Raw genomic sequence first — 20,937 nt, forward strand, 5'->3', positions numbered from 1 at the left:
AGCGTGGAAGGTGCACCGCTGCACCACGGTAGTAGGCCAGATGTTCTTGCGCGCCTTCTCAAACCCGCTTCCCCCATGCCCTCTTTCCGGACGAGCCTCACGGTCTCGACGCTCCATCCCGGCCGCGCTCCGCAGGAAGTCGAGACCGCGGCGCGGCGGGTGCGGCGTCTGGAATCCTTCGACATTGGGATCGAGGCCGGACAGGCGCGCGTCACCTTGCGCTTCACCGCTGAGGACGAGGACGAGGCGCGTCTTGCCCACGCCGAGTTCCTTCACGCGGTGCAGGAGGTCGCCGATGTCCCCCGCGCGCGCCTCGCACAGGTGGTGCGAGGGCGGAGCGTTCCGTTCGAATAAGGGGAGCGCCCCGCCCGGGCGCCGAGGGGGTCACTTTTGACGGACTTCGGGGCGCCTTTCTTCAGCCCACAGGACGTGGTGGGTCGTGCCGGGGTCGTCGATGCGCCGGTAGCCGTGCGCGCCGAAGAAATCGCGCTGCCCCTGAATGAGGGCAGCCGGAAGGCGCTCGGACCTCAACGAATCGATGTAGGCCAGACCTGAGGCGAACACGGGGGCGGGCACGCCCGCGAGAATCGCGTCGGCGGCGAGCCTGCGCCATGCGGGGAGTGCCTTCTCAAGCGCCGAGGCGAATGCGGGAGCGGTGAGCAGAGAGGGCAAGGCGGGTTCGTCCTCGTATGCGGAGGCGATGTCGTCGAGGAAGCGGGCGCGAATGATGCAGCCTCCCCGCCAGATCCTCGCGATCTGTGCGAGGTTGATGTTCCAGCCGTTGAGTTCGGAGGCCGTTGCGATCTCATGGAAGCCCTGAGCGTAGGCGGCGATCTTGGCGCCGTACAGGGCCATGCGCACGGATTCGACAAAGGCCGCACGGTTGGCGGGAGTCCGTTCGGCGGTTCCCGGGGTGATGTCCGCATTGCGAAGGGCGGTGCGCTGGGCGATCGCCGAGGAGGCGGAGCGGGCGAAGGTCGCTTCGGCGATCGCTGGCACCGGGACGCCGTGGTCGAGCGCGGTTTGCGAGGACCAGACGCCGGTGCCCTTCTGACCGGCTTGATCGACGATGACGTCGATGAGGGGCCGGCCGGTCCTCGAATCGACCTGATCCAAGACCTCGGCGGTGATGTCGATGAGGTAGGAGTCGAGTTCGGTACGCCTCCAGCTTCGGAAGACTTCGGCGATCTCATCGATGCTGAGGCCTCCGATACGACGGAGGAGATCGTATGCCTCGGCGATCACCTGCATGTCGGCGTATTCGATGCCGTTGTGCACCATCTTGACGAAGTGCCCGGCTCCGTCGGGGCCGACGTGGGCGCAGCAGGGGCGGCCGTCGACTTGGGCGGCGATGTCTTCGAGGAGGGGGCCGATCCGCGTGTAGGACTCGTCGGCTCCTCCGGGCATGAGCGAAGGCCCCTCCAGGGCGCCCTCCTCCCCTCCGGACACCCCCATCCCGACGAAGTGGATCCCTTCAGTCCGTAAAGCTTTCTCGCGGCGGATCGTGTCGGGATAGAAGGCGTTGCCCCCGTCAATGATGATGTCGCCGGGGGAGAGGACGGATCTGAGCTGGTTGACGACGGATTCCGTCGCGGCGCCGGCGGGGACCATCACGAGAACGACCCTCGGGGTCTTGAGGGAGGCAGTGAAGCCTTCGATGTCCCGAGCGGGACGGAAGAGCCCCTCGTGGGAGTAGTCGTTGACGAAGCGCTCCGTGAGATCGGGCGTGTAGTTGAAGAGGGCGACCTCGTGGCCGTGATGGGCCAGGTTGCGGGCGAGGCTCGTCCCCATGACGCCGAGTCCGTAAACGCCGATGTCGGCGCGGGGGAGGCGGTTTGGTGCGGTGGTCATGTCTTGCCTTTCCGTCCGCCGCCGCGATGCGCGGGCGGCGGACTCCTCACCGGGGCATCGATGCTGGGGTGAGGGGTCAGTCCGTGGTGAGGAACCCGCGCAGCCCTTTTTCGAGGAGGGCTTCGCGGACTTCGGCGACGAGGGCGCGCATCGCGTCTTCGGCTGCTTCGGAGGAACCGGTGGCGATGGCGCGCGCGACCTCGTCGTGGAGGTCGAGGGCGATCGGCTCGGGGTGGGCGGGGTAGAGGCCGAGGCGCGTGCGCCCGGCCAGGACCTCGGCGACGAGCTCCCTCAGCGCGTAGAAGGTGTCGTTGTGGCTTGCGGCGAGGATTGCCGAATGAAGCTTGATGTCGGTGGCGAGAAAATCGGTGAGGTCGTCCTTCGCGCCCTCGGCCCGCAATCGTGCGGCGAGTTCGAGGATCCGGGTGCGTTCGCTCTCGGTGGCCCGGCGCGCGGCCGCAGCCGCTGCGACCGGTTCGATGGCGGCGCGCATCTCGTTGAGGGCGCCGAGTTTGGGCCCTCGTGGATCGGCATCGAGCTGCCAGCGGATCAGGGTCGGTGAGAGCGCATCCCACTCGGACGCGGGGCGGATCAGGATCCCTGCGCGTCTGCGGGATTCGATGAGCCCCATGGATTCGAGCGACTTCACGCACTCGCGGGCGATGCTGCGTGAGACCCCGAACTCCGTCTGGATCCATTCGAGTGTGAGCGCGCCGCCGATCGGTAGATCGCCTGCGGCGATCCTGCGTCCGAGCGCCTCGAAAACATCACTGTGGAGCGAGGGGGACACGTTGAGCTCCTTTTGTTGAGGCTTCTGCGCCAATCATTATAGGTCTGTGATCTATGGGACTTTCCTCCTTCTTGAAATGTATGACGTATTCGGTACTATAAACGTACTACATGGACGAAGATGTCATATTTAGGAGGAGCCGTGGACGACACTCGCGAATCATCGCTGACCCACCTCGTCGTGATGGGCGTTGCCGGCAGCGGAAAGACGACCGCCGCAGCTTCACTGGCCGCTCTGACATCGTGGCCCCTCGCCGAAGCCGACGACTTCCACCCCGAAGCGAACATCGTCAAGATGTCTGCGGGCACCCCCCTCAGCGACGAAGACCGTTGGCCCTGGCTCAGGAGCCTGCGCGATTGGATGAGCGCGCAAGTGGACAAGCAGAGCTGCTCCATCGTCACCTGCTCGGCCCTCAAACGCGTCTACCGCGATCTCCTTTCCGAAGCGAAGGGTCGCGTGCTCTTCGTCCACCTTGTTGCAGAACAGGAGGCCCTGCGCGAACGCATGGAACAGCGTGAAGGGCACTTCATGCCCCCGCAGCTCCTCCCCTCCCAGTTCGCGACCCTCGAGCCCCTCAAGCCCGACGAGGACGGCATCGTCATCGAATCGCGCGAAACCCCGGAACAGACCCTCGCCGCCGTACTCGACGCACTTGAGAGCGCGGGCGTCGCCATCGCCCGCTGATCACCATTCGCACAGGATCATCACTTTCCAATGGAGGAATTCATGATGTCACCCCTTCTCGGAGCAGCCGCCAAGGCAGTCGTGCACTCCGACAATGAACTGCAGCTCGTCGGCGCAGCCCTCGCAGGCATCACGACGATCATCGTCCTAATCGTCTGGAAGAAGGTCCACCCCTTCCTGGCCCTGACGCTCGGCTCGGCCGTCCTCGCCCTCGTCGCAGGCATCCCCTTGACCGACACCTTCACATCCTTCTCGACGGGCCTCGGCTCGACCGTCGGAGGCGTCGGCACCCTCATCGCCTTCGGCGCGATCATCGGCAAACTCCTCATCGAATCCGGCGGCGCCGATCGTATCGTCGACACGATCCTCGACAAGACCCCCGTCTCCCGACTTCCCTGGGCGATGGCGCTCATCGCCTTCGTCGTCGGCATCCCCCTCTTCTTCGAAGTCGGCATCGTTCTGCTCATCCCGGTGGTCATGCTCGTCGCACGCAGGGCCGAGCAACCGCTGATCCTCGTGGGCGTGCCCGCGCTCGCCGGCCTGTCCGCCCTGCACGGCCTCGTACCGCCTCACCCCGGCCCGCTCATCGCGATCGACGCCCTCGGTGCCGACCTCGGCATCACACTCGGCCTCGGCCTCCTCGTCGCCATCCCGACCGTCATCATCGCAGGGCCCATCGCCGCCCGCGTCATGGCCCGGTGGGTTCCGATCGAGGCCCCGGCCCCTCTCGGCGGCGAATCGACCATCACCGAGCCGCAGAAGCGCCCCTCGTTCGCCATCTCGATCTTCGTCGTCCTCCTCCCCGTTCTCCTCATGCTCGGCCGCACCCTCGTGGAGACTCTGATGGGCTCCGCCAAGGAGACGCTGCTCTACACCTGCGCGGAGTTCCTCGGCCAGCCGATCGTCGCCCTCCTCATCACCGTGATCGTCGCGATCCTCGCCTTCGGCGTGGCGCCCGGCCGTAAGGCCGACGAGATCTCAACGATCGTCGGCGCCTCGCTCGGCCCGATCGCGGGGATCCTCCTCATCGTGGGCGCCGGCGGCGGCTTCAAACAGACCCTCGTCGACTCCGGCATCGCCGACGTCATCGCAATCTGGATCGAACAGGCCTCCGTCCCGGCACTCATCGCCGGCTGGCTCGTCGCCGTCGCCGTTCGCCTGGCAACGGGGTCTGCGACCGTGGCGACGATTACGGCTGCAGGCATCATGGCCCCCCTCGCAGGCGCCATGCCACCGGTCGAGGCCGGCCTCCTCGTCCTCGCCATCGGTGCCGGCTCCGTGTTCCTCTCGCACGTCAACGACGCGGGATTCTGGCTCGTCAAGGAGTACTTCGGCATGACGGTCGGCGAGACCCTCAAGACGTGGTCGCTCATGGAGACGCTCCTCTCGATCGTCGCAGGCGTCATGGTCTTCCTCATCGGAGCGATCCTCGGGGTCCTCTGATCGCGAGCCCCCGCGCGGATGCGCGCGGAAGGACAGAAGGCCGGGTCCGAGGCCGACCCTCAGCAGGCGCAGACCCGGCCTCCTCATTCAGCGGAGAGGAACTCCGCGAGAACGATCCTGTGATTCGCGCGCCCGGGCATCGCCTCGAGAGTCAGCTCCTGCGCCAAGCGCACTGCGAGGGCCTCGGCGAACTCCTTCTCGCCGTGGACCGTCAGTACCTTCCGGGGCCGAGGACGCAGGGCCCCGACCCAATCGATCAACTCCGATGCGTCCGCATGCACGGAGAACTCCTCGTCCTTGACGATCCGGGCGCGCACGGCGACCTCGGTGCCGAGCATCTTCACGCAGGGGGCTCCCTCGGCCAGGGAACGGCCACGAGTGCCGACGGCTTGGTACCCCGTGAGGACGACGCAGTTGCGCTCATCGGGGAGCATCCGGGCCAGATGATGAAGAACGCGGCCGCCGGTGGCCATCCCCGAGGCCGAAATGATGATCGATGGGCGGGAGAAGGCGTTGAGGCTCTTCGATTCGTCGACGCTGCGCAATTCGTGAAGCTCGAGGTGGGGCAGGCGCAATCCCCGTGCGCCCTCGCTCAGCTCCTCCGCCTGCGAACGGGCCCGATAGATCTCCAGTGATGCGAGCGCCATCGGGGAATCGACGAAAACGGGCACCCGCGGGATCCGCCCCTCGGCGCTCATCTCGTCGAGCGCCAGGAGGACGACTTCGGTCCGGTCCACGGCGAAAGCCGGGACGAGGACCGATCCTCCCGCATCGACGGCCGAGCGGATCGCCTCGGCGAAGGCTTCGTGCGCAGGGCCCTCGGGCTCGGGGTGCTCGCGGTCGCCGTAGGTCGACTCGACGAGGACGAGGTCGGCGCCCTCGGGGATCTCATGGCTGCGCAGCACGGGGTGCGTCGAACGCCCGAGGTCGCCGGAGAAGAGGATGGATCCCTCCGGGGTGGCGAGTCGGATCGACCCGGATCCGAGGATGTGCCCCGCCCTCGTCCATCGGGCCTCCAAGCCGTCGCCGAGCTCGAGCGGACGGTCGAACTCGACCGAGCGGAACAGCGGCAGGGTGCGTTTGACGTAGCCGATCCGGTACAGGGGCTGCGCCTTCTCGTGACGTGAGAATCCGTGCGCGTTCGTGTACTCCGCATCCCGCTCCTGAAGATGGGCCGAGTCGCGCAGGACGATCTCGGCCAGCGCGAGGGTCGTGTCCGTTCCCCAAATCGCCCCCGAGAATCCGTTCTTCACCAGGCGCGGCAGGTAGCCGGTGTGGTCCATATGCGCGTGGGTGAGCAGGACGTCGGTGATCGAGGCGGGAGGGACCGGGAAGTCCGGGGTTATACGACAAAATGTGTGGCATTTGGGGTCCTGGTTCGTTTAGTCCCAGGGGTTGGTGTATGGGCTGGTGTTGTGGTGGAGGTCTTGCCAGGTGATGGCGTCTCCCCATTGGGGCAGGCTCGTTGTTTTGATCTCTGCGGGGTGGATAGTTTGATAGGCGGCTTCAATGTCAGCATCTGTTGGCATCGTTTTGAGGATTTGAGCTGGTGGTAGTGGGTGCTCAGTGTGCATGTAGCACCACCAGAAAATTGCTTTGATCCGCCTAGTAAGGCTCAGACCACGGTGATCGGGCAGCATCTGACGAAGAGGGGCATTTGTCGCCCCCTCAATGCGGTTGGTCATTGCAGGCATGGGCCGATCCCAACTGGGGTCAAGGAAAGCAAACAAAGTGCCCGTGCTGATCAGACGGTTAAGAGTGCGACGGGCTTACCAGCCGAGCATGCGTGGGAACCCAGCCCCCATCTGGAGTGAGCGTGCGTTGGGCAAGGAAGTCCTCCCACCGTTGAGCCCACCCAATGTAGGCTGCGAGCCACTCTGAGGCCTCAGGCGCGGTTTTCGTCCGAATCAGGCTCTTACCTAGAGCGTAGAGCTCTTGACTGGCCTGTAGTCGCGGGCGAGTGGTGGTGGCACTTCGGATATTGACAAAAGCGTGGAAGGTGCACCGCTGCACCACGGTAGTAGGCCAGATGTTCTTGCGCGCCTTCTCAAACCCGCTTCCCCCATCAGTGACCACCAACAAGGGCGGGGCGATACGGCTCATTAACGCTTCCCACGCGCTTGCTTTCTCCGCTCTTGCCGCATACCAGCCCAACACATACTCATCGCTTCGGGCAATCAGAACAACAGCTTTGCGCCCTAGATGGATGCCATCAACGTAGATGACGTCATGGACCTGGTCAGTGATGGGTGGCAAGGCCCAATAGCTCCACAACGCCTGGCAACGCCTCTGGAAGGATCTGCCCTCACCGGGAAGCTCTTTGAGGGTTGTCCCTGACAACAGCCAGTTAAGGAACGCTGATAAGTCTTTAGCTCCCGAGTCGATACGTTGCACCATCGAGGAATTACACCCCCGACACCTCCACCTGACTCGTCCAGCAGACGTTCTTCCATTGCGATTCATTGACTGGGCGCACACAGGGCAAACGGGAGCTCTCATATCTCCCAAGCAAACACATCAACTTAAAACCCGACTTTTCCGCTCCAAAACAACGAAAAACAAGCCTCAATGCCACACATTTTGTCCAACCTCCAAGTTGCCCCACACCAACTTCAACACAGACTTTCCCGCACCAAAACAACGAAAAGTCACCAAAAATGCCACACATTTTGTCGTATAACCCAAACCATCAGCCTCTATCGGCAACCAGATACTCACTGGTGCAACCACACATAAACAACGTAGCTTAGATACCACGAGGGGCTAGGCCTTACGGCCTAGCCCCTCGTGGTATCCCATCAACACAGTCAAGTCTTCGAATAGCGCCCTTTCCGTCAGTTACGAAGCGTCCATTTTCTTCGCATCTGCTTTCCTCTTGATGTCTACAACAGTAACGAGCTCTCCTTGAGAAACCATTGAGTCTTCCTTAAAGTTCTCTGGGAGTTTTTGTTCCCTTCAAACATCAGTTCTCACGTTCACCTCACTCGTTCACAGGCCCACCACGCGCACGGGAACGTAGCGTCACCGGAATATTCATGACAACAACCGACTGTCTGACAACAATTCGGGTATCCGACTCGACCACTTCGCAACTCTCGAGATCCGCATCATTACGAGCCACCACGTCGCCCGCCAGCTCACACGGTCTGGACCCCACGTCTTCCCACTGCGCAGTCGCCGACGCATCCGCACCCGCGAGCGCTCCAAGGTCGGCGATCGCATTCAGACGAGCTTTCGCCGAATAGAGTGCACCGGCGAACACAATGACCAGCAGGCAGATCAACACCAGCGCACAGATAGCGGTAACGAGGATCGTGCCCGAGCCCTCTTCCTTTTCCATCGCTCGTCTACAAGGTTGCCGATCAGGCGGTGTAGTGCACGTTCTCATGGCACCAACGAGTCCTTTTTGGCTCTGATCATGCATGTGTTGTCACCAATGGTCAGTCCTGAAATCGCATGCCTTGAATACGTGGCGCGAGCTTCAACCCACTCACCGTTTTCGACAACTGAAACACTTGCCCCTTTTTGGGCAAGAGAGCCCAACGCTGTAGCTCCAACTTGGGTTGGATTCGCTACTCCCATCATCGCGGCACGCGCTGCTTCACTTGCCGAATGGCACAAGCTCTGACGCGCCAACACTGTGGAGGCAACACCGAGCACCAGCGCCAGCATCAATGCGATGGCAACACAACCAATTGCCAATTCGACCGTCACTGAACCTGTTTCATCGCGACTCCGCCGCGTCTGTTTTGCCCCATCGGCTACACGAGCACGGAAGTGCCTGAAATGCGCATCTCCACGCACACACCAGGCGAATCGCACCTTTTCGAGCCCTCGTTTCCACAGGCGCTGACCCGGCCAAGGCGGTTTCCTTTCGATTCCCCGTGGGGAGGGGTATATACCCCTCCCCACTTCCACGTCAGTACTCACAATGACAGCGCCTGAGTGATGATGTTTTGAAGCAGTCCTTTCACGACTCCGGACTTCAAAACGACAATCAGGAGTCCAGCCAATCCAGCAGTGGCAACCGCACCGATTGCATACTCGACTGTCGTCGAGCCTTCTTCTAAGTCCTGGTTACCCTTCGGCATGACTTTCGTGACGAGCGCCGACGTGGCGTCATGCACCGCCAGTTGCCCCTCGATCGTCTTTGTCGTGAGCGTGTCTAACATGATGTTCTCCTTTTGTCCGATGACCCCGAGTGTTCTCCGGGAGTTCAATGGTCAAATGTCTGCTCGAACTTTGCGAACGGACGAAAGCGATTGTGTGGATAAGTTCTGGCCCAGAGATTGGCCTGTGAATAACTCAGGGTGACGGAGGCGAAAACATGCTTCTTTACCCAAGTCCGATAATCCCGTCGCCCATCAGATGAACAACGATCGGCCCTAACCCGAGCGCCAAGAAGGCTGGTAACAGCAGGGACCCAAGGGGGATAACAAGCGTCACGCCGAGCGCTTCAGCGCGAGTCCTCGCTTCTGCAAGACGACGAGCACGTATCTGGCGAGCAGTGCGAGACAGCAAGTCGTCTGGAGCGATCCCATCGACCCACGCCGAGTGAAGAGCAAGCGCAAGCTGGTCTGCGGCTCTCTCTTCCCAAGCTCGTTCCCATGACACTCCGAGCCGTAGCTCGCGCCCGATTCGGGCAAGCTGATCATCACGGGTCGCCTCACCTAACGATTCGATCACGCTGGGGATTGCTGCACCTGATTCAAGGACAGCTCGCGCAAGATCGCAGGCAAGAGCAGGATCAATTGTTTCTTCTTTACCGCGAGCCCTTCCCATCAGGTAGTGGCTCAGAAAGTAGGCGCCGACCATGCACGTGAGCCCTACAATTGCCAGAACAGTTCCGATTCCGCCCGAAACAAACTGTTTCAAGGGCTCAGCGCCCAACGCTTGCGCTGCTGTCACTCCCATAAGTGGCATTGCCAGAAGGATTCGTGTTGACATGCGGGAGCCTTCTGATGCGATCCGGCGAGCTTCTTCCACGGCCTCTGCATCTTCTAAACCATCGGCAACCGCATCGAGGATATGTGCCAGTGGAGCGCCCGTTGCTCCGCTTAAACGGCAAGCTGAATCCAGCGCCTTTGAGGCATGAATAACCCCTCTACCCTGAACGGAACGTATCCACCTTTCAAGACTCGCTTCCTTCAGAGAACGGGGAATACGGTTCCCGATGCTTTTCAAGCCGATGATGTCTGTCAAGACCAGGGGCGTCCCTACTTCGTCAATTCCACCGAACACCACATCGGGAATGAACCGTTTCCACGAAGTCTCCCAAGCAGCACCGGTCGGCGCACCGCCACGCAATCTGCCGGCCACGTCCGCGACAAGAAGGGCAAGGCGCGCACCATCTAGCTGTGTGAGCGGCGAACGCCACGGAGTGCTTCGGTGGCGTCGAGCCAAACTACCCGGCACAGAAGAGACGCTGGAGCGTCCAGCATTGTCGCGATCGTGCGATGACTTCTTGATTCCGACTGTTTTACCCCACGCTTTCACCAGGTTCTTTTCATGTCTGACCTGGGCATACTCAAGAAGAATCCAGGTAGTGACTGCGACGCAGCAGCCAACAAGGCTGATCATGGCGCACCGCCGTCCAGCCCGCACAGGCGCTGTATGTCAGTCCAAGCGCTACCGAAATGGGCTGTCCCGTCTTGGCTCACCTCAAGCGCAAGCTCACACTCAAGCTCACCGCCCTGACGTTTCAATATGCCGATTTGCCCGACCCATCGCCCGGGTAGCTGAGCCTGTTCCGCGTAAGACGCATCAGTGTGCGGCTCTGCTTCGTCAGACGGCTGAGAAACCTGGGGTTTTATGGCACTGCGACGCATATGAATAACCGCATCAAACGCTGCGACCGATTGGTTAATGACCGCGGAATCACTGAGTCCCGCAAGGCCTCCCAGCGCATGTAATCGGGCGGGAACATCCTCGGCAGAGTTTGCGTGCAGGGTGGCCCATCCGCCGTCGTGCCCAGTGTTGAACGCGAGCATGACATCGCGAACTTCCGGACCACGACATTCACCAAGAATCAGACGGTCGGGCCTCATTCGCATGGCTGCTCGCACGAGCTCCGACAGACTGATCCCACCCTTGCCCTGCACATTCGGGTGCCGTTCGACAAGGGATACAGCGTGAGCGTGATCCGGGTGGAGTTCCGGAATTTCTTCGATACACACGATTCGCTCGTCGTTAGGGACAAGCGACAGCAGGGCTGAAAGAAGCGTCGTTTTTCCGCTGCCGGTTGCCCCGGAAATCAGAACGTTGGCACGACAAGCACACAATGCGCGAAGCACCTGAGCCACAACGGGAGCAACCGACCCGCACTCCTCCATTTCACTCAGTCCCATCCCGCGAGCGCGCGGGGTTCTCAGCGAGATGAGTGTCCCGGATGCGCTGGGGGCGGGAAGGACAGCGTGGAGTCGGATTCCTCCTTCGAGTGTTCCGTCAACGATGGGACTGGCATCGTCAAGGCGTTTCCCGCAGGCGGCCGCCATGTGTACAGCGAGGGCGCGCGTTTGGGCGTCCGTTGAATGTGAAAACTCGCGTTCTTCCAACCCAAAACCGCGGTCGATCCACGCGTGAGTGGAGTTAATGAGCACGTCGGTGACTCCGTTGATTGCCAGTAGGCGGGCGACTTCCGGCCCGGTTCCCTGCGCGAGAGTTCGGATTCTTTCTTGAAGGTGTCGCATTTCGTCGACGCCCGCGCCGGGGCGAGCGCTTTCTGCGACGGCTTTTTCGAGGTCACCGTGTGTTGCCAGGTGCCGCAGTGTTCGCTCTTCAATTTCTTGACGGCTCAGTCGCCATCCGTCTTCGGGCGGATTCTGAGCTTTCTGACGAGGCATGCTTTTGGGTGCGTGGGGCGTGAAGAACATCAGAGCGCACCCTCACCGATTCCAAGCTCGCAGAACAGGCGACGACAGTGCGCCTGTAGTGCTCGCTTGAGCGTCAAGACCGGGGCGTTAGTCAGCGCGCGGATATTCCCACTATTCCCCGTCGTAGTCAGCAATACGCAGGGCAGGCAAGACTGAAGTGGCCACAACGTCAACGAGCACGCGCACTGGGTGGCGCCCTGGCGGTCTGCTCGTCCGATCAATACGAGTGCGCTCGCATGTGCACCCACGCAGGCGGCCGACCTCTCGTCCCACCGTCCACAGTCAACTACGCACCCGTGTCCGGCTTCGTTCAGACTTGAAATGACCGCGCCTAAGCGAGAGTCCAGTGGCGTAGCGACCCCAAGCCCATCCCCCGTTAACACGCTGACGCGTTGAACGATGGGCAGGGTGCGCGCAAGTTCGGGTGAATACGCTACTTCCCCGTACGCCAGATCCGCCCATCGCACGCCACGGCTCTCCGGTAGGTCTGCGCACGATGGGGCTGGTGCGTGTCCGCTTGCGTCAATGAGTACGAGGCCGCGCTCATGCGCGAGTTGGTGCGCAATCGAGCTGGTCCCGACTCCTCCGTTCCACCCAGCAACGCAGATACATGGGCGGGATGGATGCGTTGAAGACAATGCTGTAGCTTCCGTTTCTTCGCGCGGTTGTCCAGCGTGTTCACGAAGGATGGCGCGAAGAAGGTCCTCGTCTTCAGGAAGGCGGAATTGGCCGTGAGCTCCTACTTCGATGCGGGTGCTTCCCAGTCTGCCAATCGCGTACGGTCCGGCAATAACAAGAAGAGGCGAAGAGTAAGGTGTCCGGCCTCGTTCGTCTGCGTCCTCGAGCCACGAGTGCGCATCACCCACCTGGATGTCCACGTGCTCGCGCGCAATCATGCGACGCACGAAGCGCTCATCGTTGCGGGTAAGACCGTCGAGAATCAGACGCGCAGTGCAGGGCGCATACTCTGGCTTCACCGTCCCGAATCTGCCCAGCCCACGCCGAGCACCCCGGATGAAAGTATTGCGTTTACCCATCGAGTTTCCTCCAACACACCCGCCGAGCCCCACTGAAAAGACCCGACTCGTTGGACGCACTCTTGCACTGCGAACAGGCAGATTCCACGTGAGCGTAGTGAAATTGTGGAAGACTAATCTGATACCAATCGACCTGTGGATAAGCGGGGTCACAAGCCCTGCAATTTCACCAAATACGTCAGTGCCGACTCTAATCCGTCCCGCTGACCCTCGAATGGCAAGGAGCATGTGATGATTCAACCCCCGCTTCAGCGAAATTCAGCTGCCTTCTTTGATCTTGATAAGACGATCCTTGCCACGTCGTCCTCGATTGCTCTTCAGAGCTCCTTCGTTGACGCCGGCCTCCTGTCGCGCCGAGCTGCCGCCATGTCCGTCCTCGTCCAGCTTCCCTACCTGCTCAAAGGCGCAGATGAAAAGCGGATGGACAAGATGGCTGAAGCGATCGGTGACCTGGCCAAAGGCATGAATGCTTCCCTCCTTGAAGCGACCGTTGAATCCTCCATCAGCCACGCGATTGACCCGGTGTGTTTCACGCAGGCACTCGAAGAAATCCAGTTCCATCATGACCAGATGCGACCCGTTGTTGTTGCGTCCGCATCTGTCATTGAAATCGTTCGCCCGATTGGCAAGATGCTGGGTGCTGATGCCTGTCTCGGCTCGATCGCTGAAGTGAATGACGACGGTGAGTACACGGGCACCGTGCTCCACTACAACCAGGCGGCGAACAAGGCGGCGGCCTGCAAAGAGCTTGCCGCCAAACGCGGGTGGAATATGGATGAATGCTGGGCGTACTCCGATTCTGTTTCCGATATTCCTCTACTGTCTGCCGTCGGCCACCCGATCGCCGTCAACCCCGACAAGGGCTTGCGTGAGGCAGCCGTGAAGAACGGGTGGGAGATCATGCGTTTCACTTCGACCGCAGCTGTGCACCGAACGATTCCCACGCCGTCGCGTCGCACGCTTGCCATGATCGGCGCGGGTGTGGCGATTGGCGCGGCAGCCGTAGGGTATGTGACAGCAAAGCGCGCCTAACTACTAGGGCAACGTGTCACCTGCGGGTTTCTGGGCTAAGTCGCCTTTTGAATCGCCTACTGTCGGACCTGCTTGTACTTGACGAGCCTTGCGATCTAGCTGAGCCTGCCAGCTTGGACGTGGAAAGCAATGTCAGCGCCGATCTTCGCGCCGTATTCGAATGCGCGTATCGAATGAACAAGCCACCTGGCAACGCTTTCCTCGCTGGCAGCCACCCAACCGCCGAGCGCGCGCGAGGCTTCCGCTTGGTTCTCAGCATCGAAGGCTGAAATCACTGCGACGCCCGTGGGTTCAACTCCTTGGGTGACCAGAAGCCATCGCGCAAGCCCATACCCGACCGCGCCAGATGCTGGATCAAAGACGGTGCGAAACCGGAAGTGCGCAACCAGGCAGGCTGCTTTCACAAGCGCCGGTAATTGCCCGTTGATCAGCGTCATCGCATATGCGAGCGCACCGCCGTCGTGCGGAATTGCTACGTGTCCAACATCGAGTCTTCCCGATTCGACGAGGCCGGAACAGGCATCTCGGTGGAGTCCCGCGATCAGGGCCGGAAGTGGCCGAGGGGTTTTTCGGGTGGGAACTCGAGCGTTTAAAGGGGCAAAACCTGCCCTGAGGTTCGCTTGGGACCTCCAAATCCCCAGTGCCAGGTCCATCGCTGGATCGCGGGTGGCACCCGATCCGGTGCGTTCATCGGTGACAGCAGACCAAGGCGCGTCATTCATTGAGGCGATACGCATGTCGTCAACATGTGTTCTGGCGCCACACAGGATCGCAATCGCTGCTGCCTCACGGACTGACGCCTCGGCGCGAGCTTCTTCCCAACCGCGACGCAATCCCTCGTGAAAGCGCAACGTGGTAAACGCCTTCAAGGCGTCCTCGCAAGCCAAACGTACTTCTTCGCGGGCACTCGCACCGGCGATGACGGCAAGCGTGGGGTCAACAAGGGAATCGATAGTCACTTCTTCAGACTACTAACCGGTGGCCACTGGGCGGGCATATGCCCGGATGTGCGACATACTTGAGGCATGAATCTTCGCCCGATCCCCCGTTCTGAGCACGTGCGCAGTGGCGTATACGCCCTTGTTTTTGCGCCCGTCGCCCTGATCTTCATGGGGTCGTCGATGGCTGATTTACAGGCGCAAGCCGCCGTTGGTCTGCCACTGGCTTCGGTCGAAGGTTTGATCGGTGTCGCGTTGGCGACGATTATCTTGGCATTGGTATCACTGAACTGCGAGGAGTCTCCCGCCGGAATGTACGTGACGTCCGCGCTTTCAATTCCGATTGGGCTGAGCCAAGCAGCCGGTTACCTGCGCGTTCCACTCTTGCAGTCGATGATTTTGGATCTGCCAGATATGCGTTCGTCGGTCCTGTGGAGCCTCTACCCACTGTCGGTCACTCTGATCACCGGATGTGCCGCGGTTGCGCTGACGTATGCGCGCTACCCGGCAGTCAAAATCGATTCTCTGGTTCCCTATCCTGCGATTACAGGGCACCGGCACACGTGGGTGGCCTCGTTGTCGATTCCCGCAACGCTGATTGCGTCGCTACTCTTTGTCTTAGCGGCACCGAATGACACCAGCGCGGTGAGCGCGAACGGACTGTCCGCACTGGAGCCGACGGCGGGAACGCACGCTCTCGAAACAATCATCGCCGCGATTCTCTTGGGTTTAACTGCTCTGGTCGCACGTTTTTCCTTGACCGGCCCGCAGGCTGGCGCGTGGCTGATCATGGCGATTCCCACGTACATGCTGGTTCCGCTCTGGTCATCAATCACGGGTTCCGTGGTCACTCCGGGGCCCTCGGTGACGACTCAGTTGGCGCTTGCGTCTCCCGTCATTGCGTCCCTGGGATGTCTGTTGGGCGCCTCCACAATGGGTATCTACGTGGCACGCCAGCGGGTCAGCGTGGGGGACGAGGCCACCCAGCTTGATACACAGCGTGACCAAAACAATGGTGACGAAACGCGCCTAGCGGATAAATAAGCCGAAAGTCCGGCATTTTTCTCGATAGTGTGTACCCACAAGCAGGAGGAGCACCATGTCTGATCAGGATTTCACAACACCCAAGGACGATGACTTCGTCGCACCCGAAACATCCGAATACTTCAGCGATGAACCGATGATGGCCGAAGGTGAAGCTGCCGATAGCCCAGCACTTCCGCTGACCGGCGAAGAGGTTGACCTTCCAGGTGAAATCTCAAGCGCGGACGACATTATCGGCGAATCGTCTCTTGTTCAGACCGGCCAGATTGAACCCGTGATTCTGACCCCGCACACGACCACCATCCCCGTGATGACGGACGGTATTCCTGCGATCGTCATCGACCCGGTTTCGGATCCGACTCCGACTCCGCGTGACGTGATGGCGAATCGTGTTGACACTCCCGCTACCGACGAAGCTCCTGCAACTCCCGCTTCGGTTGAAGCATCGACCGTTCAGCGTCGTTCCTTTATGACGGCCGCTCCGGTTGAAGAGGTCGAGGAAGAAACTGAAACCACGTGGAAGCCCCGCGAAGAGGCTGTTGAAACGACCGAACCGGAGCAGCCTTTCGTTGCGACGACTCCAACTTCGCTTGATGATTCGATCTTTGAAGGCGCAACCCTCACAGCAGAAATGCCGTCGCGCGCCGGAGCCCACTGGGGTTCCCTGCTCTCGTTCTTCATCCTGGCACCGATCGCCTGGTATCTGGCCGCGGATGCTGGCTCGCGCATGACGAATGCGATGACGGGTGCTCCGATAACCGACACTCCTCTTGTGTCGACGCTGGCACTGGGTGAGCTTCTGGTTGCAATTGTGATCGGCATTGCTCTGCTGATCGCCGCGTGCAAGTCCTCACTTGGCCCCTGCTTCTCCGGTGTGATCACCACGATCATTGGTCTGCCGTGGCTGGTTGTTCCGGCCATGACCGCCGAATACACCAAGCCGGTTTTGACATGGCTGTACAACTGGAACACGGTGGGCGCGAACTTCACGCACCACGTCCAGCTTGCCGGTTATTCCGGTCGATTCCTTCTGATGGGTATTGCCATGATCTTCATTGGCATCCTGTCCCACCGAGTCCGTCGCACCGGTCGCGCCGAAGAGGTCCTGCGTTCCGAGGTCGAAAAGGTGAACCCGACCAGCGCTCACTACACTGCGCGCGCACGTCGCAAGGCAGAAAAGGCCGCTGGCCTGCGCTGAAGATCCTGATCAGGCTCTCCCCGGTGGGTGCAAGCAAAAGCTTGCACCCACCGGCGTTTTTATGCCCAGACCATGCGCAATAAGCCGGATGAACAGTGATTAAACAAAGACGACAGAGGAATAAAACAGGTCGCCTGCTCGTTGTGATCAACGCACAAACGCTCGCAGATTCGGCGGTTATATGCGCGTTTTCGGCGTGTCCACACGGTTTCTTCACCTAGTAGCGGTCAACAGGGCATACTGTGTGGTGTATCAGTCTCGTATGTCCTATGGCACACGAGTGCTCAATAATGGTTTCGACCTCGTTACCCACGAGGCCACGAGCAGAAAGGAGCCCCGCCACATGATTGGTGACGGTAACTTCATCAGCCAAGTCCCGCTGTTCGGCGGCCTCGATGATTCCCAGCAGATTTCCCTGCAACAGAAGATGGGCCACACGACCCTGCGTCGCGGCGAGACTCTCTTTGACGAGGGCGACCTTGGCGATCGCCTCTACATCATCACCGAAGGCAAGGTGAAGCTCGGTCACACGTCAAACGATGGTCGTGAGTCCCTGCTTGCAGTCCTCGGCCCCGGTGAAATCATTGGTGAACTGACCCTGTTCGATCCGGGCCCGCGTTCCACCACCGCAACTGCCGTTTCCCCGGTTTCGCTACTCCACCTGGACCACGAAGACCTCATGGAAATCCTCGACACGAACCCGACCCTGGCAAAGCACATGCTGAAGGCACTCGCCCAGCGTCTGCGTCGCACCAACGAGTCTCTGTCCGACCTCGTCTTCTCCGACGTCCCCGGTCGCGTGGCAAAGGCTCTGCTGGATCTGGCAGATCGCTTCGGCACTGCATCCGACAAGGGCGTTCACGTTCCTCACGACCTGACCCAGGAAGAGCTTGCTCAGCTGGTTGGCGCTTCGCGCGAAACCGTGAACAAGTCGCTCGCCGACTTCGTCTCCCGTGGCTGGATCCGCCTGGAAGGTCGCGCAGTGACCCTGCTCGACGTTGACCGCCTGGCACGTCGCGCACGCTGATCTCACAAGGTAACCCTCGGGGTTTATCCTTCATTAGATGCAACTGGAGGCTCGGAACTTTTAGTTCCGAGCCCCCCAGTCGTATTCAGTCTGTTAAATCCGTCAGCGAAGCGCCAACCGATCAGGCCATCACAGCTTAGTCTTCGATCGGTCGCTTCAAGTAGGCAACCAGATTCTCTGAACCAGTCGGACCGGGGATCACCTGAACGAGCTCCCACCCGTCAGAACCCCACTGGTCAAGAATTGCTTTCGTGGCATGCGTAAGCAACGGAATCGTTGCATATTCCCATTTAGTCATGGCTCAATCCTACGTTCTTCACTGCCACTCGTTCCACGACGGCCACGCCGTCGCGGCCTCGTCAATCAGTGGCATCAAACGAAACTGATGTTCACCCGCGAACGTGCGCAAGCACCCGCGGAACCTTCGCCGCACGAATCTCAGCAGCCAGCGGATCCGGGGAGGACTCCAGCCAGGCCCGCCAATTTTCAACGGTCGTGTAGTGGCGAAGCATTGCGCGTCGCTCACGCTCTGTCAACCCACCCCACACGCCAAAATTGGCTTCGGACTGCAGGGCGTCAGCAAGACATTCCAAACGGACCTCGCACTGCAAACAACGCAGGCGTACCTGGCGCTGCGCAGCCCCTTGAACAAATGAAGCATCAGGTTCAGAGTTTGCACACAGCGCCTTTGCTACCCAACTCTGATCCTGGTCAATGGTGGTCATGAATATGCACTTCCAAATCGCTCGCCTATGAGCTTCCACCTGTGACGATACACACATCCACAGTAATTAACAAACCGAAGATGTCTCGCCCTGGCAGAGAGTCACACAAAAAAGAAGCGTCTGCTCACTGCGGAGCGCTCACCAACACGTATTCTTAACCTATGTCGCACAATCACTCGCGCCTTATCCGGCCCGCACAGCTCGTCGCGCTCCTCGTGGCATTCGTGTCCACGTCAGCACTCATCGGCGTGCTCGGGGCAGGCATGTTTGTCCCGCTCACCGGATCTCTCGCGCTCGCCGCCAAGTCGATGCCGGAAGTTTTCAACGACCTCCCCAGCGAAATTGAAGTCGTCGAGCCCGCAGAAGAATCGCAAATGCTCGATTCAACAGGCGCAGTGATTGCACGCTTCTACGACAAACAGCGCATCGTCGTCCCCTCGGCAAACATCGCCGACATCATGAAGCAAGCCATCGTCACAGTCGAAGACAAGCGCTTCTACGAACACGACGGCGTTGACGCAACCGGCATCGCCCGCGCATTCGTCAACAACTTGGCCGAAACCGGCACCCAGGGCGCATCCACCATTACGCAGCAGTACGTTCGAAACGCCCTCCTTGAAAAGGGCTACTTGGAAGGCGACGCTGAACAGGTCAACGCGGCAACCGAACAGACCGCAGCCCGCAAGCTCCGCGAGATCAAATACGCTCTCGCCCTTGAACGGAAGCTGGACAAAGATCAGGTTCTCACCGGTTACCTAAATATCGCGCCCTTCGGCCCCATCACCTACGGTGTCGAAGCCGCATCGCAGCGCTACTTCTCCAAGAGCGCCTCTGAAATCAACTACCTCGAAGCAGCAATGCTCGCAGGCTTGGTCCAGTCCCCCGTTGAATACAATCCTCTGTCATACCCTGAAGCAGCAAAAGAACGTCGCGACCTTGTTCTTGGCTTGATGCTTGAACAGGAAATCATCACGCAAGAGGAATACGACGCGGGCCTCGCCACCACCATTGAAGACATGTTGAACCCGAACGTCTCCGCCGAAGGATGCTCCGGCGCATCGGGCTCCTCCGCATACTTCTGCGACTACGTCCTGTCACAATTCCTTGCCGATGACACCTACGGCGATACGTCCGCGAAACGCGAACACATGCTGAAGACCGCGGGCATCACGATCCGCACCACCCTTGATCCGACGAAGCAAGCGGCCGCTTGGAACTCACTGACCAGCGCGATCCCCGTCGACGACGCCTCCGACGTTGATACCGCACTGGTGTCCGTTGAGCCCAGCACCGGACACATCCTAGTGATGAGCCAGAACACCAACTACGGTGTTGAAGCCGGCCAGACCATGGCAAACTACGCCGCCGATGGTCAGTTCCAGGTCGGTTCAACCTACAAGGTCTTCACCCTGTTGCAATGGTTCAAGGAAGGCCACAGCGCATACGAAGCCGTTGGTTCAGCAAACCGCTACTACGGTTCGAACGCCTTCCACTGTGGCGATCAAACGATCAACACCGGCGCCTACAACGTCGTCGACCTTCCCGGCAAGGACGGCGCAATGAACGTCATTCGCGCAACCGGCCTGTCGGTTAACCAAGCGTTCGTGAACATGGCATCGCGCGTTGACTTCTGTCAGATCTTCCAGACCGCCTACGACCTTGGCGTAACCCAGAACGGCGAAGTCGCCGACCTCTTCCCGGCAAACGTCTTGGGCACCTCGTCAACAAACCCGCTTGAAGTTGCCGGTGCTTTCGCTGCGATCGCGAACAACGGTAACTACTGCAAGCCGAACGCGCTCCTGTCGGTCACCGACCGCGACGAGAACACGCTGAAGGAATACGCGCCCGAATGTAGCCAGGTCATCCCCGAAACCGCCGCCCAGCAGACGGCAACGACGCTGACACAGGCCGTGAGCCAGTACTACACGTCCACACACATCGCTGACGGCCGCCAGTTCGCCGGTAAGTCGGGTACAACGGATAACAACTCGAACACATGGATGAGCGGTTTCACCCCCTCTCTGGCCACCTCGGCATGGGTTGGCCACGCGAACGCTTCAACCCAGCCCGTTCAAAACGTGACCATCAACGGCGTCTACTACTCCCAGCTTTACGGTGAGACCTTCGTTGGTCGCACCATCTGGGCACCCTACATGTCAGCCGTTATGGCGAACACTCCGATCGAGCCCATGCCGATGGTCAGCATCGGTTCCCCCGCCCCGCAGCCTCGTACTCAGCAGCCCGCAGCTCAGGCAACCGAGCAGTACGAAGAGGAAGACTCCGAATAAGGCAGACC

20 protein-coding genes and 1 pseudogene are annotated in these 20,937 nt (G+C 60.5%); 8 read left to right on the top strand and 13 right to left on the bottom strand.

What is annotated here, in order from left to right; translation table 11 throughout:
- A partial coding sequence (locus QP381_RS08150; RefSeq protein ID WP_442953410.1) for a hypothetical protein occupies positions 1 to 354 on the top strand: 354 nt, incomplete at its 5' end.
- A 30-nt stretch (positions 355 to 384) separates the two neighbouring features.
- On the opposite strand, the gene gndA is transcribed toward QP381_RS08150, so the two are convergent.
- Entirely contained in the window at positions 385 to 1,851 is a 1,467-nt protein-coding gene (gene gndA / locus QP381_RS08155) for an NADP-dependent phosphogluconate dehydrogenase (protein ID WP_101628802.1), read from the bottom strand.
- Between the two features lie 76 nt (positions 1,852 to 1,927).
- Entirely contained in the window at positions 1,928 to 2,641 is a 714-nt protein-coding gene (locus QP381_RS08160; RefSeq protein WP_285068399.1) for a FadR/GntR family transcriptional regulator, read from the bottom strand.
- A gap of 141 nt (positions 2,642 to 2,782) precedes the next feature.
- Between QP381_RS08160 and QP381_RS08165 the strand changes: the two genes are divergently transcribed.
- Positions 2,783 to 3,325 (top strand): gluconokinase, encoded by a 543-nt coding sequence (locus tag QP381_RS08165; protein WP_243381328.1) that lies wholly within the window; start codon positions 2,783 to 2,785, stop codon positions 3,323 to 3,325.
- A 42-nt stretch (positions 3,326 to 3,367) separates the two neighbouring features.
- Positions 3,368 to 4,768 (top strand): GntP family permease, encoded by a 1,401-nt coding sequence (locus tag QP381_RS08170; RefSeq protein WP_101628805.1) that lies wholly within the window; start codon positions 3,368 to 3,370, stop codon positions 4,766 to 4,768.
- A gap of 83 nt (positions 4,769 to 4,851) precedes the next feature.
- On the opposite strand, the gene QP381_RS08175 is transcribed toward QP381_RS08170, so the two are convergent.
- The 8 genes and pseudogenes from QP381_RS08175 to QP381_RS08210 all read right to left on the bottom strand — a co-directional run bounded on the left by QP381_RS08175 (position 4,852) and on the right by QP381_RS08210 (position 12,677).
- A complete protein-coding gene (locus QP381_RS08175) occupies positions 4,852 to 6,051 on the bottom strand; it encodes an MBL fold metallo-hydrolase RNA specificity domain-containing protein (protein ID WP_442953411.1) in 1,200 nt (399 codons plus the stop codon).
- Positions 6,052 to 6,150: 99 nt separating this feature from the next.
- Positions 6,151 to 7,267: pseudogene (locus tag QP381_RS08180) on the bottom strand (IS1249 family transposase).
- 481 nt (positions 7,268 to 7,748) lie between these two features.
- The gene (locus QP381_RS08185) at positions 7,749 to 8,108 is read right to left on the bottom strand and encodes an Rv3654c family TadE-like protein (RefSeq protein ID WP_006680440.1); all 360 of its coding nucleotides are present in this window, start codon (positions 8,106 to 8,108) and stop codon (positions 7,749 to 7,751) included.
- Positions 8,109 to 8,152: 44 nt separating this feature from the next.
- Positions 8,153 to 8,482: a hypothetical protein gene (locus tag QP381_RS08190; RefSeq protein WP_179370022.1), complete on the bottom strand. Its 330-nt coding sequence runs from the start codon at positions 8,480 to 8,482 to the stop codon at positions 8,153 to 8,155.
- A 212-nt stretch (positions 8,483 to 8,694) separates the two neighbouring features.
- Positions 8,695 to 8,940 carry a DUF4244 domain-containing protein gene (locus tag QP381_RS08195; RefSeq protein ID WP_103632943.1) on the bottom strand — a complete coding sequence of 82 codons (246 nt, stop codon included), beginning with the start codon at positions 8,938 to 8,940 and terminating at the stop codon, positions 8,695 to 8,697.
- 163 nt (positions 8,941 to 9,103) lie between these two features.
- The gene (locus QP381_RS08200; RefSeq protein ID WP_285068403.1) at positions 9,104 to 10,348 is read right to left on the bottom strand and encodes a type II secretion system F family protein; all 1,245 of its coding nucleotides are present in this window, start codon (positions 10,346 to 10,348) and stop codon (positions 9,104 to 9,106) included.
- A complete protein-coding gene (locus QP381_RS08205) occupies positions 10,345 to 11,610 on the bottom strand; it encodes a TadA family conjugal transfer-associated ATPase (protein ID WP_285068405.1) in 1,266 nt (421 codons plus the stop codon). Before QP381_RS08205 ends, QP381_RS08200 begins: the two co-directional genes overlap by 4 nt.
- Before the next feature lie 29 nt (positions 11,611 to 11,639).
- Positions 11,640 to 12,677, bottom strand: a complete 1,038-nt coding sequence (locus QP381_RS08210) for a hypothetical protein (RefSeq protein WP_006680445.1) — start codon at positions 12,675 to 12,677, stop codon at positions 11,640 to 11,642.
- 231 nt (positions 12,678 to 12,908) lie between these two features.
- On the opposite strand from QP381_RS08210, the gene QP381_RS08215 reads away from it, so the two are divergent.
- Positions 12,909 to 13,709: an HAD family hydrolase gene (locus QP381_RS08215; protein ID WP_006680446.1), complete on the top strand. Its 801-nt coding sequence runs from the start codon at positions 12,909 to 12,911 to the stop codon at positions 13,707 to 13,709.
- A 95-nt stretch (positions 13,710 to 13,804) separates the two neighbouring features.
- Here the strand turns inward: QP381_RS08215 and QP381_RS08220 are convergent, their stop codons facing one another.
- Positions 13,805 to 14,668, bottom strand: a complete 864-nt coding sequence (locus tag QP381_RS08220; RefSeq protein WP_285068407.1) for a hypothetical protein — start codon at positions 14,666 to 14,668, stop codon at positions 13,805 to 13,807.
- Positions 14,669 to 14,734: 66 nt separating this feature from the next.
- Here QP381_RS08220 and QP381_RS08225 point away from each other — a divergent pair, with 66 nt between their 5' ends.
- The 3 genes from QP381_RS08225 to QP381_RS08235 all read left to right on the top strand — a co-directional run bounded on the left by QP381_RS08225 (position 14,735) and on the right by QP381_RS08235 (position 17,916).
- Entirely contained in the window at positions 14,735 to 15,691 is a 957-nt protein-coding gene (locus QP381_RS08225; RefSeq protein WP_285068409.1) for a hypothetical protein, read from the top strand.
- A gap of 55 nt (positions 15,692 to 15,746) precedes the next feature.
- Entirely contained in the window at positions 15,747 to 16,889 is a 1,143-nt protein-coding gene (locus QP381_RS08230; RefSeq protein ID WP_285068411.1) for a hypothetical protein, read from the top strand.
- 343 nt (positions 16,890 to 17,232) lie between these two features.
- On the top strand, positions 17,233 to 17,916 hold the full coding sequence (locus QP381_RS08235) for a Crp/Fnr family transcriptional regulator (protein ID WP_040318335.1): 684 nt from the start codon (positions 17,233 to 17,235) through the stop codon (positions 17,914 to 17,916).
- A gap of 136 nt (positions 17,917 to 18,052) precedes the next feature.
- On the opposite strand, the gene QP381_RS08240 is transcribed toward QP381_RS08235, so the two are convergent.
- Both QP381_RS08240 and QP381_RS08245 read right to left on the bottom strand, forming a co-directional pair.
- A complete protein-coding gene (locus QP381_RS08240) occupies positions 18,053 to 18,214 on the bottom strand; it encodes a DUF4177 domain-containing protein (RefSeq protein WP_006680451.1) in 162 nt (53 codons plus the stop codon).
- A gap of 91 nt (positions 18,215 to 18,305) precedes the next feature.
- The gene (locus QP381_RS08245) at positions 18,306 to 18,641 is read right to left on the bottom strand and encodes a WhiB family transcriptional regulator (protein WP_006680452.1); all 336 of its coding nucleotides are present in this window, start codon (positions 18,639 to 18,641) and stop codon (positions 18,306 to 18,308) included.
- 161 nt (positions 18,642 to 18,802) lie between these two features.
- Here QP381_RS08245 and QP381_RS08250 point away from each other — a divergent pair, with 161 nt between their 5' ends.
- Complete coding sequence (locus QP381_RS08250; RefSeq protein WP_285068414.1) at positions 18,803 to 20,929, top strand: transglycosylase domain-containing protein; 2,127 nt, start codon at positions 18,803 to 18,805, stop codon at positions 20,927 to 20,929.
- The last annotated feature ends 8 nt before the right edge of the window (positions 20,930 to 20,937 follow it).

This window comes from Pauljensenia sp. UMB6358, from assembly GCF_030216865.1.
In the GTDB taxonomy this organism is placed as follows: Bacteria; Actinomycetota; Actinomycetes; order Actinomycetales; family Actinomycetaceae; genus Pauljensenia; species Pauljensenia turicensis_A.

What these genes read in the sequence shown, in the direction of transcription:
- gndA (WP_101628802.1), bottom strand. Translation starts at nt 1,851, where the DNA reads ATGACCACCGCACCAAACCGCCTCCCCCGCGCCGACATCGGCGTTTAC.
- QP381_RS08170 (WP_101628805.1), top strand. Translation starts at nt 3,368, where the DNA reads ATGATGTCACCCCTTCTCGGAGCAGCCGCCAAGGCAGTCGTGCACTCC.
- QP381_RS08175 (WP_442953411.1), bottom strand. Translation starts at nt 6,051, where the DNA reads ATGGACCACACCGGCTACCTGCCGCGCCTGGTGAAGAACGGATTCTCG.
- QP381_RS08185 (WP_006680440.1), bottom strand. Translation starts at nt 8,108, where the DNA reads ATGGAAAAGGAAGAGGGCTCGGGCACGATCCTCGTTACCGCTATCTGT.
- QP381_RS08195 (WP_103632943.1), bottom strand. Translation starts at nt 8,940, where the DNA reads ATGTTAGACACGCTCACGACAAAGACGATCGAGGGGCAACTGGCGGTG.
- QP381_RS08200 (WP_285068403.1), bottom strand. Translation starts at nt 10,348, where the DNA reads ATGATCAGCCTTGTTGGCTGCTGCGTCGCAGTCACTACCTGGATTCTT.
- QP381_RS08205 (WP_285068405.1), bottom strand. Translation starts at nt 11,610, where the DNA reads ATGCCTCGTCAGAAAGCTCAGAATCCGCCCGAAGACGGATGGCGACTG.
- QP381_RS08210 (WP_006680445.1), bottom strand. Translation starts at nt 12,677, where the DNA reads ATGGGTAAACGCAATACTTTCATCCGGGGTGCTCGGCGTGGGCTGGGC.
- QP381_RS08215 (WP_006680446.1), top strand. Translation starts at nt 12,909, where the DNA reads ATGATTCAACCCCCGCTTCAGCGAAATTCAGCTGCCTTCTTTGATCTT.
- QP381_RS08225 (WP_285068409.1), top strand. Translation starts at nt 14,735, where the DNA reads ATGAATCTTCGCCCGATCCCCCGTTCTGAGCACGTGCGCAGTGGCGTA.
- QP381_RS08230 (WP_285068411.1), top strand. Translation starts at nt 15,747, where the DNA reads ATGTCTGATCAGGATTTCACAACACCCAAGGACGATGACTTCGTCGCA.
- QP381_RS08235 (WP_040318335.1), top strand. Translation starts at nt 17,233, where the DNA reads ATGATTGGTGACGGTAACTTCATCAGCCAAGTCCCGCTGTTCGGCGGC.
- QP381_RS08240 (WP_006680451.1), bottom strand. Translation starts at nt 18,214, where the DNA reads ATGACTAAATGGGAATATGCAACGATTCCGTTGCTTACGCATGCCACG.
- QP381_RS08245 (WP_006680452.1), bottom strand. Translation starts at nt 18,641, where the DNA reads ATGACCACCATTGACCAGGATCAGAGTTGGGTAGCAAAGGCGCTGTGT.
- QP381_RS08250 (WP_285068414.1), top strand. Translation starts at nt 18,803, where the DNA reads ATGTCGCACAATCACTCGCGCCTTATCCGGCCCGCACAGCTCGTCGCG.